Here is a 15,739-nt window from a genome sequence, read left to right on the forward strand (position 1 = left end):
CAAGTGGTGTTTGGCATAATTGTTGGTTTTCCAGCATAACGATCTAAATCAGTGATATGTGTTCAGGAGGTTGAATCATGGAAGATAATCGAGGATTGCCCCAGAAGCCTAATCATCAGAACGGTGTTTCTCAATGGTCAGAAGACGCACCTGCGAAATTTCATTCCCAAACCGTAGGTAATCAAGGACCTGTCCTGGAACAAGATAGTGTCTTACATGAAACTTTAGAGACTTTCATACATACTAAGATTCTTGAAAGACCTGTCCATGTGAAAGGTTGTGGAGCTTTTGGCTACTTTCAGACCGTGAATTCAATGGCTCCCTATACGAAGCTTCACTTTCTACAAAAACCGGGCCAACAAGTTCCTGTCACGGTCCGATTTTCCCTGGCTGTAAGTAATAAAGGTACCCCGGATACGTCCCGAAATGTGCGCGGTTTCTCAACGAAATTTTACACTGATCAAGGGGTATTCGATTTGTTATGTAATCATATCCCTGTCTTCTCTGTTCGGGATGCCATTCGATTTCCAGAGTCGATTAAAGCCTTTCTGCCATCACCAGTTAACAATCTGATCGATCCTGAACGCTTCTGGAGCTTCATCGCCCGTGCGCCAGAAGCCACTCATTTCCTTGTTCAATTATACTCGGATGCTGGAACCATCAAGAGTCTTCGTCATATTCCAGGTCATAGCGTTAATACATATGTCTGGCGAAACGAGCAAGGCATTCGTACGTTTGTGAAATATCATTGGTACCCATTAGCAGGTATACAAGTTATTGATAGCCGCGAAGCAGCGCAATTAGCTAGTGAAAATCCTGATTATGCGAGTAAGGACCTCTTTGATACGCTGGCAGCAGGCAAAACTGTCGAATACGGGCTGTATGTTCAGTTGATGGATCCGAGTGAAGGTGCCAATCTCCCCTACGATGCACTAGACGATACTAAAGTTTGGGATGAAAGGCAATTTCCGATGATGCCAGTTGGCAGGCTCGTATTAAACCGCAATCCAGATAACTTTATGGAGCAAGTCGAGAAAATCGCCTTTTCTCCAGCGAATCTTCTGGAAGGTGCCGAACTATCGGACGATAAAATGCTCCAAGGTCGTACGAATATTTATTGGGATTCACAGCGGCATCGCTTAGGATCTGATTTCCGAAAGATCCCCATTAATCATCAGCAGAACTGGACGCCACGTTCACTTGAGACCAGTGGCGAAGGTAGATTTGTTGAAGGCCGACTTGTTCGATCCGATATACCTAATCCAGATAATTTCTCGCAAGCGGGACAGTATTATAATGCCCTCCCTCCTATCCAACAGGAACATTTGGTGGAGAACCTTGCTGCCGATCTAGCTACTATTTCTACTGACATACAACGTATTGTTCTTACATACCTATTCCAAGCGTCTCAAGAAATGGCAAACAAGGTTTCTCAGCGAATTCAGTTTCTTAACAAAGGTTAATTCTACGAATTTGGCTGCCCTTCCGGGTGGCCATTTGTGTTTCCACTTCTCAAATTGATGAATAATTTGGTAGGTTTGGTTCTATTTACACGATATAAAAATGAAGATTTTAAGCTTATTTTCATCTTTGCTACAGATTCATTTTGTATACTTATACTAGCTTTGTACTATATACGAGGATGCTTCAATACCTTAATTTTCAGATCGTCACGCAAGGAATATAGGTTTAATCGTATTTAAAATTATTAGAAAGTAGGCACTTATTATCATGAAGCTAGCGGGTATTACTTACAAACATGAACAAAGCGTGAGCTGGCTGAAACGTTCCATATTCATTTGTATAATTATTGTATTTCTATCTGTAAGCTTTCTGTTCTTAACTCCCCCAGGATCGAAAATTCGCCTGTTTCTTGCGGATACCTTTATTGCTACCCAACATCGGGAGTGGGCATGGATTTTTGTAGGTGTGAAGAAACGGGATGAAATGATTCAAAATGTCCAGCAAATGAGTGAAAATAACGCCATTGAGAAGCAAGATTTGAATGCTATCACGATTCAGAAACAGGATGGCAAGGTCATAGATGTTGAAGATATCGCAGGACGTGGCTGGGTCGGCAAAAAAATGGTGGTATACGATCCGAGAGCAATTCGTGTCGTTGTGCCAAGTAAAGTGGGTCAAGGGGAAACGATTAGTTCGATGGTGAATCGTACAGGGGCGCTTGCAGGTATTAATGGTGGAGGCTTCGATGACCCCCAAGGCCTAGGAAATGGGTTCGCTCCCATTGGGGTTATTATGTCTGGAGGTAAGATTCTGTATACAAGCGTTGATGGTACTGTACCTCAACAAGTCGTCGCGTTTGACCATACGGGGAAATTAATTATTGGAAAATATTCGATTGATGAGCTCTTAGCCTTGCATGTGACGGACGCTGTTTCTTTCTATCCGCGCATCATTGCAAATGGTAAAGCACTCCCCATCGTTGGAGATGGTCTGAACCCGCGGACAGCCATTGGTCAACGCGCAGATGGCGTTATTGTAATGATCGTCATTGATGGACGTCAGACCAAAAGTATCGGCGCTTCTTTAAAAGATGTCCAAGACCTTTTACTGAAAGAAGGTTGTGTTAATGCCGGTTTCTTAGACGGAGGTGCTTCCTCTGAAATGGTCGTCGGGCGTGATCTCATCACGCATCCATCAAGCCGATATGGCGAAAGAAGGCTGCCTTCAGGACTCCTTATTTTTGAACACCCGGATCAGGTGAATGTTGTAAATGTATGGGAAGGTGTGAGCGATATTGATCCTGGTGGTGCTTATGATAATCCAGGTTACCTTGCGGAACACAATCAATTAAATAATAAATAACAATAAAAAGAGCTGCCCATTGGCAGCTCTTTCTTCTCGTTTAACGATTCTATTCGTACTATTAAAACGTATTGTAAACATTTTGACATTCTTTGGCGGTCGGCTCATAAAAACAGTGCTTCTTGTAGCGGCCTGCTATCGGCTGATTATACCAGGTATCTGGACAAGGTCCAGGATTGTCGAACGTTCCCGGTCGAAAATACCAAAGTGAAAATTTACCTGGCCAAGCCCGCTCCCCATCCACAGCTCTTTGTGCAATGCGACGCTCTCTTTCTCTTGCATTTTGATAATACAACCCGTGCTGCAACGCTTCAAACGCATGCGGTTGGTTGATCATTTGGGGAATTGTCCGGAGATTTTTGAAATCGGAGCAATTCGCTCTTATTCGATTAATGCCAACATTTCCAACAAGAAACATACCCGTTTCGCCTTCGGTCTCAGCTTCAGCCCGAAGCAACCTTGCCAACATGTCGATATCCTGCTTTCTAGCTTTCACGACTGCCATTCGCTCACCTCAATTGAGTATATGTCTAGACCCATCATATTGTAGGTGAAGTGGAAATGTGACACTTAACTATTCATACATTCTTTTTACACGATAAGTAAACTGAACTTGCTCTCTCCATACGAAACGGTTTCCATGTTGGGCTCAGTTGCATATCGAACACTATTTAGCAGCACATGTTCATGTAGAACATGGTCAAACCGTTCTAAAGCAGTTTGTAACTCTGCGTCTACAGCTAGAACCAGATCGATGCGTTTTTCGATCGGGAGTCCTATCTTTTTGCGATAATCTTGAATTGCTCGAATGACCTCTCTAACTAACCCTTCCTGTTCTAACTCTTCCGTCATTGTCGTGTTTAAGGCAACCGTCATTTGGTAACCTGATACGGAAGCATAACCTTCATTCGCTTGTTTCTCGATAAGTAAATCCTCAAGCAGAATGTGCAGCTCTTCGCCATCAATCATCATATCCAGGAAGCCGTTGTCCATCACTGCTTTTGCTTCTAGAGCTGATAGCTGCTTCAACTGAGCTTGCACGGGTCCCACGAATTTCCCGAACTTTTTACCTGCAGCTTTCAAGTTTAACTTGAAAGTAAACCGTACGAAGCCGACATCACTCGATACGATATGGATCGATTTCACATTGATCTCATCTTGGATGATATCTTCAAAACCGCCAATATTACGCGCACCGTCAAACGAAACGTATAACTCCGAAAGCGGCATCCGAGTCTTGATTCCCGTTTCATTCCGGATATTGCGAGCCAATTCCACGATTTGCCTCACGGTTTCCATCTCATTCTCCAATGATACATCGTATAACGTTTCGTCCATTTTCGGATAATCGGTAAGATGCACACTCCCCTTGCCTCCCAAATTCGCATAGAGATCATCTGCAATAAGTGGTGTGTAGGGAGCAATCAGTTGTGCGAGTGTTAGCAGAACATGACGTAAGGTTTGATAAGCAGCAATTTTATCTTCGGTCCATTCGCTTCCCCAGAACCGATCTCGCGAGCGTCGGATATACCAATTGCTCAGTTCATCTACGAACGTTTCAATTTGCTTCGCCGGGTTTAAGAAATCATTGATTTCTAGTCCTTTTACAACATGTTGCAAAGTACTGTTCAATCTAGATAGAATCCATCGATCTAACACATTCACGGAAGTTATCTGCGGATGGTTATCTGGTTGATATTGATCAATTTGTGCATACAACGCATAGAAAGCATGTGTATTGTTGATCGTATCAATGACTTTGGATTTAGCCTCGGCGACAATCTGCTTAGAAAATTTCTTGCTGCTCCAGGGTGCGCTATCGGATAACAAGGCCCATCGGAATGCATCGGTGCCGAATTCGTTGATGATTTCCCAAGGATCTATCCCATTGCCCTTGCTCTTGGACATTTTTTGTCCATTCTCATCCAGAACATGCCCTGTAGATAAGACGGATTTATACGGGATTTGCCCATTATAAAGGGTAGAGACTGCCAGCAAGCTGAAAAACCAGCCGCGCGTCTGATCGATCCCCTCGCAGATCATATCCGCGGGATACTGCTCTTGAAACAGTTCTTTGTTCTCAAATGGCTGATGATACTGGGCAAATGGCATGGAGCCGCTATCGAACCAGACGTCAATGACTTCCGAGGTTCTATGCATGGTACCGCCGCAAGCGCAGCGCAGCTTCACCTGATCCACGTACGGCTTATGCAGCTCAAGGCTTTCCTCGATCTGATCAATTGATTTATCACGTAGGTCCTTGTGGCTGTGAGGTGCATATTCTGCTTTGCATTCTTCGCAGATCCAAACGTTGAGTGGCGTACCCCAATAGCGATTCCTGCTGATATTCCAATCGACAAGTTCTTCTAAGAATTTCCCAAACCGACCTTCCCGCAGATGCGAAGGATACCATGTGATTTGACTGTTGTTCGCAATTAACTGATCTTTAATAGCCGTTGTTTGGATGAACCAACTCTCCGTCGCATAATAGAGAAGCGGCGATTTACAGCGCCAGCAGAATGGATAGCTATGCTCATAACGTTCCTTCGAAAACAACAGACCACGCTCAGATAAGTTTTTAACGATATCAATATCGCAATCCTTCACAAAACGACCGGCAAAATCGATGACCTGATCGACGTAACGACCTCTAGCATCCACCACATTTACGAAATCCAATTCATGTTGGCGTACGGTGCGATAATCATCTTCTCCGTGAGCTGGTGCAATATGGACGATCCCCGTACCGCTAGTGTCGCTAACATAGTCTGCGTCTACGACGATATGTCCTTTCGTAACTTGTGAATAATCAAAAGGTGCCATATAAGGTGTTCCTACAAATTCGGCACCTTTATGCGTGGATAGGAGTTCATACTCCCCTTTCATGATCTTATCAACAAGGTTGTGTGCTACGATGTACACTTCACCATGCTGTTTGACTTTGACATAATCGACATCTTTATTGACAGCTAAAGCGACATTGGCAGGCAATGTCCATGGCGTAGTCGTCCATGCCAGGAAATGTTCATCTGCGTTCTTACTTGTGAATTTCACAGTGGCACTCAGATCTTTCACATCTTCATAACCTTGGGCAACTTCGTGTGAGCTGAGTGTTGTTTGGCAATCTGGGCAATATGGGCTTACGCGATGACCTTTGTATAGATGCCCTTTCGCATGAATCGTGGATAAAATATGCCAAACACTTTCGATATAATCATTAGTTAGTGTGACATAGGGGTTCTCCATGTCCGTCCAGTAGGCGATCGCTTCGGTCATTTCACGCCACTGCTTCTCATATTCGAAAACGCTGAGCTTACACGCCTCCACGAATTTGGCGACTCCATAGGATTCGATTTCCTGTTTGCCAGAAATACCTAGCTTCTTCTCTACGCCTAGCTCAACAGGAAGCCCATGTGTATCCCACCCTGCTTTGCGTATGACGCGGAAGCCTGACATCGTTTTGTAGCGACCGATGAAATCTTTAATTACTCGTCCCAGCACATGTCCGATATGCGGCTCACCATTCGCTGTTGGGGGACCTTCATAAAAAACAAAGTTGGGTTGTCCCTCTCTGTTTTCAATTGATTTGCGAAATGTGTCATTCTGTTTCCACTGTTCAAGAACACGGAGCTCTCGCGTCCTTGCCTTTTCTTTTACATCCACTTTTCTCATAGGTCTCATCCTCTCAATTCATCCAACTTAACGTTCGTTCCTTGACGAAAAGGTTATTTGAAAAACACAAAAAATCCCGTCCCATAAGGGACGAGATTTCATCTCGCGATACCACCCTAGTTCCGTAAGGATTATGATTATCATAATCTTACGACACCTCTAACTACGTACCATCATACGCATCCTTAGTAACGGCTGGAACCCGGGTTAGCTTACTCACATGCTTCAGCTTTCCTTCTCGGAGAGGATTTTCTACGAAGTCTTGAACATTGGCTCTCAGCAACTGCCAACTCTCTGTGGATCAAGGGCTCCTTATACTCTTTCTCGTCAATGAATTTATTCGAACATTTAGTTAACTCATTCTTGCATCTTCATCAGCAAATGTCAACAGGCGCTATTTATTTCCTTCCAAACATAACTTCACCAAATCATCCACATGAGCAGTTGCCAAACATTCAACTGTATCTGCTGCTCCATAGTAGATTTTCACTTCACCATCATCTTCAAGAATCATGCCGCCTGGGAAAATGACATCATTACGGAAGCCCCCATCTGTTTCGTAACTAACTTCGGGTGCTAATAATGGCTCCTTATAAAGTCCGATAACCTTCTTCGGGTTTTCCAAATCAAGCAGCATTAAACCTGCTGTATAACGCTTTTTCCACGATGCCTCCCAGCCATTTTTACCACGGTTTGAATCGATATCAACGGCATGGATCGTCGTTAACCAACCCTTGGACGTACGAATTGGCGGTGCGGCAGGTCCAATTTTATCATTCGCATATGGAACATGTTCTACACCTAGTAGGAGATCCGTATCTCCCCAGTATTTGAGATCAGGCGACTGCGAAATCCAAATATCAAATTGATCTTTCCCGCGGCTGTAAACCGGGAAAGGACGTTCCAGACGTACATAATTACCATTAATTTTCTCAGGAAAAAGAACCATATTCCGGTTGTCTGGTGCTGACATGGACAAAATTTCAAATTTATCAAAATCATCCGTTACCGCAATCCCACCTCTAACACCATGGCGTGTATCTACCGCGAAGCACATGTAAACACGTCCGTCCATCACGGTAAGTCGAGGGTCATAGACGCGTGTGATTTCCTCGTCATACAACTTCCAACAAGGTTTCGACTGTACATCCCAATGAATGCCGTCTTTGCTGTAGGCAAGGCCTAGATCGGTTGTATGCGAAGGCTCTAACGTTTGATCCTTGACAGAGCCGTGGTCATTACGGAACACCATAATATATTGGCCTTGGAATTTGGTAACGCCAGCATTGAATGTAAGCGCTGTAGGATAGGGCACGGAATCTGCCGTGAGGATCGGGTTAGCAGGATGTCTTGTAATAACAGAACTGGATGTTAATGAACCAATGGTTAAAGTCATGAGAGTTCCTCCTTCATTCTTATCTATCAATAGGTTACAATAAGTATGCTTACTATACCTATCAATCCTTGAACAAACCTCTCATTTCTTGAATAGGCAGTGATTCTCATGACATTTCCCATCAATAAGCAATTATCGGATTATCCTAATATCGGGACATTCCCTTTTCATTTATCCATTAATCGAGTTGACCAGCATTTTCCCAGCCATCGTCATGATTTCTTGGAATTCTCTTTGGTTGTTGAGGGCTACGGTTACGAAACCGTTAACGGGCAAGTACATCCTATGCAACCTGGAACCTTTACCCTACTGCTTCCTTATCAAGTGCATGAAATCACTGCGAATCCTGGCAGTCCACTCATTCTGTTCAACTGTATGTTTGGATTGGAGCTACTTGGGGATCCAGCGGAGCGCTTGCTTCTCTCGGATAACAATCCATTCTTAACTCACTATGACTTGAGTGCTGAACAAAGTGAGCTCGTAAGACAGAAATTGCAAGGAATGCTTCGTGAATATGAGCAATCCGTTGATATCTGGCAGCCTCTTCTCTTGAAAGGGGAGCTCCAACGTATACTTGCATTTCTGTACAGGCTCCATCCTAGCAGCTCAGACGTACAGCCGAATGTATCCGAATTGTCGTCCAAAACCGCCTTACCATGGGCCATACTTCGCTATATTCATACGCACTATCGTGACCCGCTAACGTTGGAGTTGATCGGCGCTCATTTCCATTGTCATCCTTCAAGGGTGACGCAAATCTTATCTCAACATCTTGGCGTGACCTTTGTAACCCTGCTTCAGGAAACGCGTATTCGACACGCTTGTAGTTTGTTAGCAACAACCGAAATGAAGGTAACAGATATCGCGTTTGAAGTCGGCTACGAATCGTTCGCTAGCTTTAGTCGTAATTTCCTAAAACATGTAGAGATTTCACCTACCCAGTATAGGGCCTCTATGAGGATACAGCTGAAGTGAGACTGAAATAGAAATACCCGACTGAGCTGGCGCTCGGTCGGGTATTTCTGCATGCTAGAGGCGGGGATTTCGTATTTCTCCTGTGTGATGTGAGTGCGCTTGGTGAATAGATGGATTTTATCCAGTTAAATGGTGGGATTTTCTGAACAAACACAGAATAGATGGAAAACCTGTAGTTAATTTTGGGGATTATAGCCAATCCGAACAAAAACGGAAGTTTTACCTACATGTTTTACAGTTAATTCAATTTCCCAAGGAAATCCATCGGAAATAGCTGTATATTTTCCAGTTAAAACAGATGCGTGACCTGGGAACCCCTCCAAAACCAAGCGCAACCAACGCATCCGATCGGCGAGATCTCGCGTCCGCTTCCTGAGCGTTCCTACCCAGCACCACCTACGCTACTTCTGCCCCTGCTTCACACGCTCAGCAAGTACCGAGAGGTCTTGCCCTTTCAACGCACCTTCAATCAACTCAGGCAGCTTATCTGGTGAACAGCCAAAACATGGGATGCCCTGCTGAGCTAGCTTTTTCGCAACAGCATCGTCGTAAGAAGGCACACCTTGGTCTGTTAAAGCAAGTAAACAGATGGTTTTCACACCAGATTGATGCATGTCGAGCAATCGTTGTATCATCTCTGTTCGGTTGCCGCCTTCATAGAGATCCGAGACCAAGATAAACAACGTTTTCTTCGGCTCTGCGATAAAAGATGAGCAATACGCGAGGGATTTGTTAATATCCGTCCCCCCGCCAAGCTGAATCCCAAACAACATGTCAACGGGATCCGTTGCACATTGTTCGCTTAAATCCACAACCTCCGTATCAAAGGCCACCACTCGCGTATCCAAAGCGGGCATGCTGGCGAAGATCGAACCGATGATCGAAGCGTAAATGACTGAGCCCGCCATGGAACCGCTCTGGTCGATATCTAGAATGACGGTCCACTCCTTGCTCCGCCTAGCGCGATCGAAGAAATAAACCTTATCTGGCAGCAAGAGTCCCCTCTCTTGGTTGTAGTTCTTCAAATTCTTACGGATCGTTGTGTTCCAGTCCAAACCCGATGCAGATGGCAGTGGTGAATGCTGCCTGCGGTTGAGTGCGCCAGTAACTGCACGTCGTAAATCCTGTGATAGTCGTTTCACGATTTCGTCGACAACCGCTTTGACGAGTTGCCTCGCGGTATCTTTCGTTTTCTCTGGTATTTTCCCTTTGAGCGCCATTAATGTCGCCACCATCTGAATGTCAGGCTTAACTTGAGAAAGCAGTTCTGGCTCAAAGAGCAACTGCTTCAAGCCCTTGCGCTCGATGGCATCGGACTGGATAACAGACACGACATCTGGAGGGAAAAAGGTACGGATATCGCCAAGCCACTTGGCTAGCTTGGGTGACGATGGCCCCAGTCCGGCTGCTTTACGTGAATGGCCGGTCTGGGTGGCATCGTCAGTGATGACGCCGCCTGTATCATCATAAATGGCTGCAAGCGCCTCATCCATGAGACGAGACTCTTCGTCGAGCATAGCTTCTCCTGTACCATACGACTGCAACTTCTCTTCAGAAGCTGCGCCTAATATCAACCGCCAACGTTTCATTTGCTCTGGATTGATCGTTGTCATAGGCTACAAATCCCCAAAATCAAATTCATTGAGCTCATCCAGCTTCTCCTTCTCTTCCTCGCTTAAAGGTTGCTGTAAAGCAGCACCTGCTGTATCTGCACCAACACCCCAAATGTCACCTATCATTTCAGCCACTGCCGCCTTCTCCCTAGGCTCGAATGAGCTGAAAGATCGACGCAGAAAGACAAGCGAGCGATGGAAGGCGTCCTTCTGCAACGAACCGATATACGCATCGAGTTGCTGCCATAGCGTTACCCTTGATAATAGAGCATATCGGTTGCGCATGGACATTCCTTCAAACCACCCTGCACCTAGGTCGACGGGAATCCCAGGAGACAGCCGGCGTGAAACCTCCCGTTCAACCTGTTCATCCGCTATCTCATTACGTTCAAGCAGAATCGCGAAGGCGAAGCCTGACAACTTCGCATTCCGATCATCTCGCGAAGCCAAATCCTGCAGTTTGTTGAACCATAAGCCTTCATCGACTTGGTTATAATGTTCTTGGGCAACGGTATGGAGCGACTGAATCCCGCGCACCATCCCCCCAGCCGCATCGTCGTTGCAGCCAGCAGCATCGACAAGCAACAGCGTTCCCCGAAGAAATAGCTGCTGGAGCAGCGGAACTAGCGATTCCGTTTCAATGCGGCGAATTGATCCATATCGGATCAGAACAGATAGTTCATAAGCCGCGACAGCTATCTGTTCAAAGTTGCCCGCGTCAACGGCAAGACCTTGCAGCGTGGTTATGGCTTGATCCATGAGCTCCGTTAAATGGCAATCGCAAGCGATACGAATCATGCGCGAAGCTTCCGCGATGTCTGCGCAAGTCTCCAGCTTCTCCTTCAGTACGAAAGCCGCTGCCAACTCGATGGTCTCCCCCTTCAAGGTGGACTCCACCGCCTGGATCTCGGATTCTGGCGTCCAGCGAAGCACCCAATTCTCAGCCCAGGAGGCGGAATCTTGATGGACACGTTCTTTCCTGGCAAACTGAATACCTAACAGTTCCAATCGCTGTAAAAGAATAGAACGCTTTAAGTGCATATACGCCGCTTCCTCGGACTTCACTCTACGATTCTCCCGCAGGTCCAACTCGAGCGTCGTGGCTACCGCAGTTTTATACTTATCCAGCTTAAGTCTCTTAAGCTCTCTATTCAAATCATCTTGAATGGGCGTTTGACTAACGCCTTCGGGCAAACGACCAATGGCTGTGCCAACATCCGTTCTTGCCAATGCCTCGGCAATCGTCGAAAGTTCGCCATTACCAAGGCATACAATCGCCGCGTCGCGCAAATCTTTCCAGGTCGGTAAGTTTCCGTCGTGCATGGAGGCAAGCGCCTCTGCAAGCCTAACAGCCTCGATAAGCGAAGCTGTCGACCGATAAGTGCCATGCGCTCTTAAATGAGCCGCTACTTGTGAGAAATAAAGAGCAGGAAGCTTATTAAGATCGCCGCTTTGCAGACACTGCCAAAACAACTCGTAGTACGCAGGAGCTTGATTCCCAGCACCATACCCGGAATGCGAAGATAGCTTATAGAATGAGTATGGCATCAGCGTCAGTTTGGTTGTTGTTTTTGGCAAAACTTTTAACTCTGCATCCGTCATTGCCGGGGCTTGCAAATTCATCGCTGAGGCATGATGTGCACCTGTGACGACAACAATTTTATCTGGGGTATGACCATCAGCTATAGCATCTTGAATTTTACGCCTCATATACGATTCACGGATTTCATTGTAAGCAGCTTCCTGAGGGGCAAGCAGCAGCTCCTGACTTGAAGTAAGCTCCCGCATTTGCTTGGAAAACTGATGAATACTTTGCCGATAGGCATCCGGATTCAAATTATGCTCAAAATGCCGCTCCCAATACGCCTCATAGTCAGGCTCCTCCGAAAGTTCAGCGATCCGTTGATAGAGCGTGCTTTGTTCCGTAGCATACATGGTAAAGTCTTCTGGCTCTTGTGATTGAGAATCGGTTGCAATTCGCTTAAGATGCCGCTGTTCATATAACGCCAAAGCATGAACAGACGGCAAATCTATAAATGCAGCTTGCGCTTGGTTCTGGCTAGCCCACACAAAAGCCTGATACTCCGGTGAATAATTAGCATACGGATATAAGAGTGTTCTTACAGGCAACCCGTCCGTGTAGGCCAAAATGGCAATCGGCGGTACAACGCCCAGTGATGTCAGCTCGCGAATCAAATGACTTGCATCGCTAGGACCTTCGATGAGCACAATCGTAGGCTGGATCTCTTCTAAAAAAGCTAGAAGGTGATGCGCCCCTGCAGGCGATAGATGTCGAATTCCGAAAACATGAAACCCCTGACTAGTGTCTACTTGTTCATCTCCGAACACGCGAAGTACAGATTTCTCCATGTCGATCCCCGCTTTTTCATCACATTTTCAAGATATTCCTTCCAGACGAGGCGATCCTTCTCTTCGTCCTTGACAATCGCACCTTGAAGCCCTGCTGCGATATCTTCCTCACTGATGCGACCACTGCCGAAGCTTCCAGCAAGAGCCATACTGCCTGTAAGCAGTGAAATTGCTTCTGCTGTCGAAATAACACCGCTCGGCCCTTTCACCTTTTCTTTGCCGTCAAGCGTCATTCCGCTTCGCAGCTCGCGGAAAATCGTCACAACCTTCAACACCGCCTCCTCGTCTGGAAGCGTCGCTTTCAGTTCATAGCTGGCTGAGATTTCGCTGACCCGCTTGCGAACAATCTCTACTTCCGTCTCAATCTCTGTTGGTGACGGAAGCACAATGATGTTAAAGCGGCGCTTCAATGCCGCTGACATCTCATTCACGCCACGGTCACGCGTATTGGCTGTCGCGATGATCGAGAAACCTCTAGTTGCGAACAGTTCTCTACCCAACTCCGGAATCGAAATGGTTTTCTCTGATAGAATCGAAATCAGAGCGTCTTGTACCTCTGACGCGCAGCGGGAAATCTCTTCGAATCGTGCAATTTGGCCAGATTCCATCGCGCGGAAGATAGGGCTTTTAATGATCGCCTGATCAGAAGGTCCTTGTGCCAGCAGCATCGCATAATTCCACGAATATCGGATATGCTCCTCGCTCGTACCCGCTGTACCTTGGATGACCTTGCCGGAATCCCCCGTTATTGCAGCGGTCAAATTCTCCGAAAGCCAAGACTTCGCTGTCCCTGGCTCCCCAATTAACATCAAAGCTCGATCCGTTAATAGCGTAGCGATAGCCATTTCTACTAATCTTTTATTCCCAATATATTTAGGTGTGATGGTAATTCCTTTTACTTGTCCGCCTGTTAGAAAAGTAAGCACGGCTTTCGGAGAGAGCTGCCAGCCAGCAGGCTTGGCATCCTGATCTAGCGTTTTCAAAGCCTCTAATTCTTCAGCATACAACCTCTCGGAGGGCAATCTTACGACATCTTGCTTTTGATCCATCCCCATAATCCCTGTCCCTTCTCTGCATAAATTAAACGATCTTCAGGTCCATTTTCTGGTTCAAATTCCTGTTTTGCCGCAATCGAATCAGCGATGTCCAGCAATTGACTTTTCATACCCTGATAGGATAAACCTTCTGCGAACTGTCGCAATCTATCCGCATATGGCTTAGGCAACAGCGTAAGCAGCAAAAGTTGGATGCGATCCAAGTAGTAGAACTGCTTATTTCCGCCTTTCTCCAGAAGATTCATGAGAAGTTTAGGTGCTTCTGGACTGTTTTGACGGAATAAGATCAGCAAGGAATGTGATGTTTTCGCGTGCGTAAAGTTAGGATGTTCTTCACACTTCTTAATAAGATAAGCTGTCACTTTCGGGTCTGATTCTTGAGCAAATCTGCCCACCAGCTCTTCTTCATCCAATTGTATGAAGAGGTAAATCCATCTAGGATCCCATTGCGATAGATCGGAAGAAGCGACAGCGTCATTGGCATACAATTGGGCATGCAACGATGGCGTCACCTCGTACAGAACACGAAGTAAATCCTTAGCTGCTGTTGATTTTTTATCTATGAGATCATGGCAATAACGTTCATAAACATCCGACTGGTGGAAGTATTCGCAACGCTGCTCGGAAGCTATACGCAATGAATTTACGGTTGTAGGCAACGTGCAAGGATACTGCGAATTGATTCGCCTCCGGCAGATCCAATTCCAACAATAGATTTGCAGCTGCCTCCTGTAACGCTTCCGTTTCTGGAACGATAAAGCTGGGCGAAGTCAGCATGAGTTCTAACAAGGCAGCGACTTCAGGCACTCTTTTGCCATGTAAACTGCGGATATCGGCCATCAATTGTTGCTTGGACTCGACGACATTGGTGCGATTGTTAATGTGGTTAATCATCGTTGTAGCGTGATCAACAATGCTTCGAGTCAGCTCATTGGCTTGACACAATTGGATCGGCTCAATGGCTATATCCTGATCCTTGGAATTAAGCGCTTGATATAAGCGGGCAATGGCTTCCGCTGTTCCAAGACGAGACAAGGCGAACAGTGCGGCTCTACGGATCTCCTTCTTCTTGTCATCAACCTGCTCCAAAATGAAAGCTTCCTGTTCTGGGAAGTCACTCAACAGCTCAATGGCCGTAGAACGGACTTCTGTCGATCCATCCTTGGCAGCTAGCAGAACCAGTTCTATATCTGCTACAGGTAGCAAACGATGAAGAAGCTCCAGCCTTCTGGCGTCCCCTTTGCCACCGTCCAACTTAAATTGCTGCTTCAGAGCAGGAATCGCTGCTGCTCCAAGTGCTGGTATGACCTTATTTTGAAGGAAATCAGGGATCTCCGCATAGCTGTCTTCTAAAGCAGTAACGGCCGCTGGTATTACGCGCAAATCATGAAACAGCTGTTCTTCATGCCCAAGGCGCAGCTGCTCCATACGTCCTTGACCCTTCTGCGTCAACGCTTCGATCAGCGGATACACTTTGCGATAAGGAATCGAAGTGGGAGGTGTACATGTACTATCAATTGCTGCTACAGGGGTGAGCACATCTGGGGACTCCGTCTTCCCTTGTGTGTACAGCACCGAGTTCAGCAGCGTCCCAAGCTCCAACAGCTTCTCAGCTGAATGACTTGTTCCTGTTTCCAAGACTTGACTAACGGACTGTGCGATCCGCTTAAAAACCGGTGCTGATTCGCCCAGCTTGTTTAATTGGGGCAGCATCTTCTGCAACCGTAAATCACCGGCAGCCATCCCGCTCCCTGCGATAAACAAACGCCGCACTTCATGCTGCAGCTCGAACAATATGTCTATACTCATGGAATCGTCTCCTAGTTCTATTC

11 protein-coding genes and 1 other annotated feature are annotated in these 15,739 nt (G+C 46.2%); of the genes, 3 read left to right on the forward strand and 8 right to left on the reverse strand.

What is annotated here, in order from left to right:
- The first annotated feature begins 77 nt into the window (after positions 1–77).
- Both GC096_RS34015 and GC096_RS34020 read left to right on the forward strand, forming a co-directional pair.
- A complete protein-coding gene (locus GC096_RS34015) occupies positions 78–1,463 on the forward strand; it encodes a catalase (RefSeq protein ID WP_171636846.1) in 1,386 nt (461 codons plus the stop codon).
- 268 nt (positions 1,464–1,731) lie between these two features.
- Positions 1,732–2,826, forward strand: a complete 1,095-nt coding sequence (locus tag GC096_RS34020; RefSeq protein WP_216626349.1) for a phosphodiester glycosidase family protein — start codon at positions 1,732–1,734, stop codon at positions 2,824–2,826.
- Between the two features lie 61 nt (positions 2,827–2,887).
- Here GC096_RS34020 and GC096_RS34025 read toward each other — a convergent pair whose 3' ends face one another.
- The 3 genes from GC096_RS34025 to GC096_RS34035 all read right to left on the reverse strand — a co-directional run bounded on the left by GC096_RS34025 (position 2,888) and on the right by GC096_RS34035 (position 7,894).
- The gene (locus GC096_RS34025) at positions 2,888–3,331 is read right to left on the reverse strand and encodes a cell wall hydrolase (protein ID WP_171636849.1); all 444 of its coding nucleotides are present in this window, start codon (positions 3,329–3,331) and stop codon (positions 2,888–2,890) included.
- Between the two features lie 86 nt (positions 3,332–3,417).
- Positions 3,418–6,498: an isoleucine--tRNA ligase gene (ileS, locus tag GC096_RS34030; RefSeq protein WP_171636851.1), complete on the reverse strand. Its 3,081-nt coding sequence runs from the start codon at positions 6,496–6,498 to the stop codon at positions 3,418–3,420.
- Positions 6,499–6,581: 83 nt separating this feature from the next.
- Positions 6,582–6,838, reverse strand: a binding site (T-box leader).
- A gap of 54 nt (positions 6,839–6,892) precedes the next feature.
- Positions 6,893–7,894, reverse strand: a complete 1,002-nt coding sequence (locus tag GC096_RS34035) for a glycoside hydrolase family 130 protein (protein WP_171636853.1) — start codon at positions 7,892–7,894, stop codon at positions 6,893–6,895.
- Between the two features lie 108 nt (positions 7,895–8,002).
- Between GC096_RS34035 and GC096_RS34040 the strand changes: the two genes are divergently transcribed.
- Positions 8,003–8,869: an AraC family transcriptional regulator gene (locus GC096_RS34040; RefSeq protein WP_171636854.1), complete on the forward strand. Its 867-nt coding sequence runs from the start codon at positions 8,003–8,005 to the stop codon at positions 8,867–8,869.
- 401 nt (positions 8,870–9,270) lie between these two features.
- On the opposite strand, the gene GC096_RS34045 is transcribed toward GC096_RS34040, so the two are convergent.
- Genes GC096_RS34045 through GC096_RS34065 form a run of 5 tightly spaced genes read right to left on the reverse strand, consistent with a single transcriptional unit; the run spans position 9,271 to position 15,716 of the window.
- Complete coding sequence (locus GC096_RS34045; RefSeq protein ID WP_171636856.1) at positions 9,271–10,482, reverse strand: VWA domain-containing protein; 1,212 nt, start codon at positions 10,480–10,482, stop codon at positions 9,271–9,273.
- Between the two features lie 3 nt (positions 10,483–10,485).
- Positions 10,486–12,852, reverse strand: a complete 2,367-nt coding sequence (locus tag GC096_RS34050) for a DUF5682 family protein (RefSeq protein WP_171636858.1) — start codon at positions 12,850–12,852, stop codon at positions 10,486–10,488.
- Positions 12,810–13,901 (reverse strand): ATP-binding protein, encoded by a 1,092-nt coding sequence (locus GC096_RS34055; RefSeq protein WP_171636933.1) that lies wholly within the window; start codon positions 13,899–13,901, stop codon positions 12,810–12,812. The genes GC096_RS34050 and GC096_RS34055 overlap by 43 nt, the downstream gene beginning before the upstream one ends.
- A complete protein-coding gene (locus GC096_RS34060) occupies positions 13,877–14,566 on the reverse strand; it encodes a hypothetical protein (protein WP_171636860.1) in 690 nt (229 codons plus the stop codon). Before GC096_RS34060 ends, GC096_RS34055 begins: the two co-directional genes overlap by 25 nt.
- Positions 14,490–15,716: a HEAT repeat domain-containing protein gene (locus tag GC096_RS34065; protein WP_171636862.1), complete on the reverse strand. Its 1,227-nt coding sequence runs from the start codon at positions 15,714–15,716 to the stop codon at positions 14,490–14,492. The genes GC096_RS34060 and GC096_RS34065 overlap by 77 nt, the downstream gene beginning before the upstream one ends.
- Positions 15,717–15,739: the final 23 nt, after the last annotated feature.

Source organism: Paenibacillus plantarum, assembly GCF_013141695.1.
Lineage (GTDB): Bacteria > Bacillota > Bacilli > Paenibacillales > NBRC-103111 > Paenibacillus_E > Paenibacillus_E plantarum.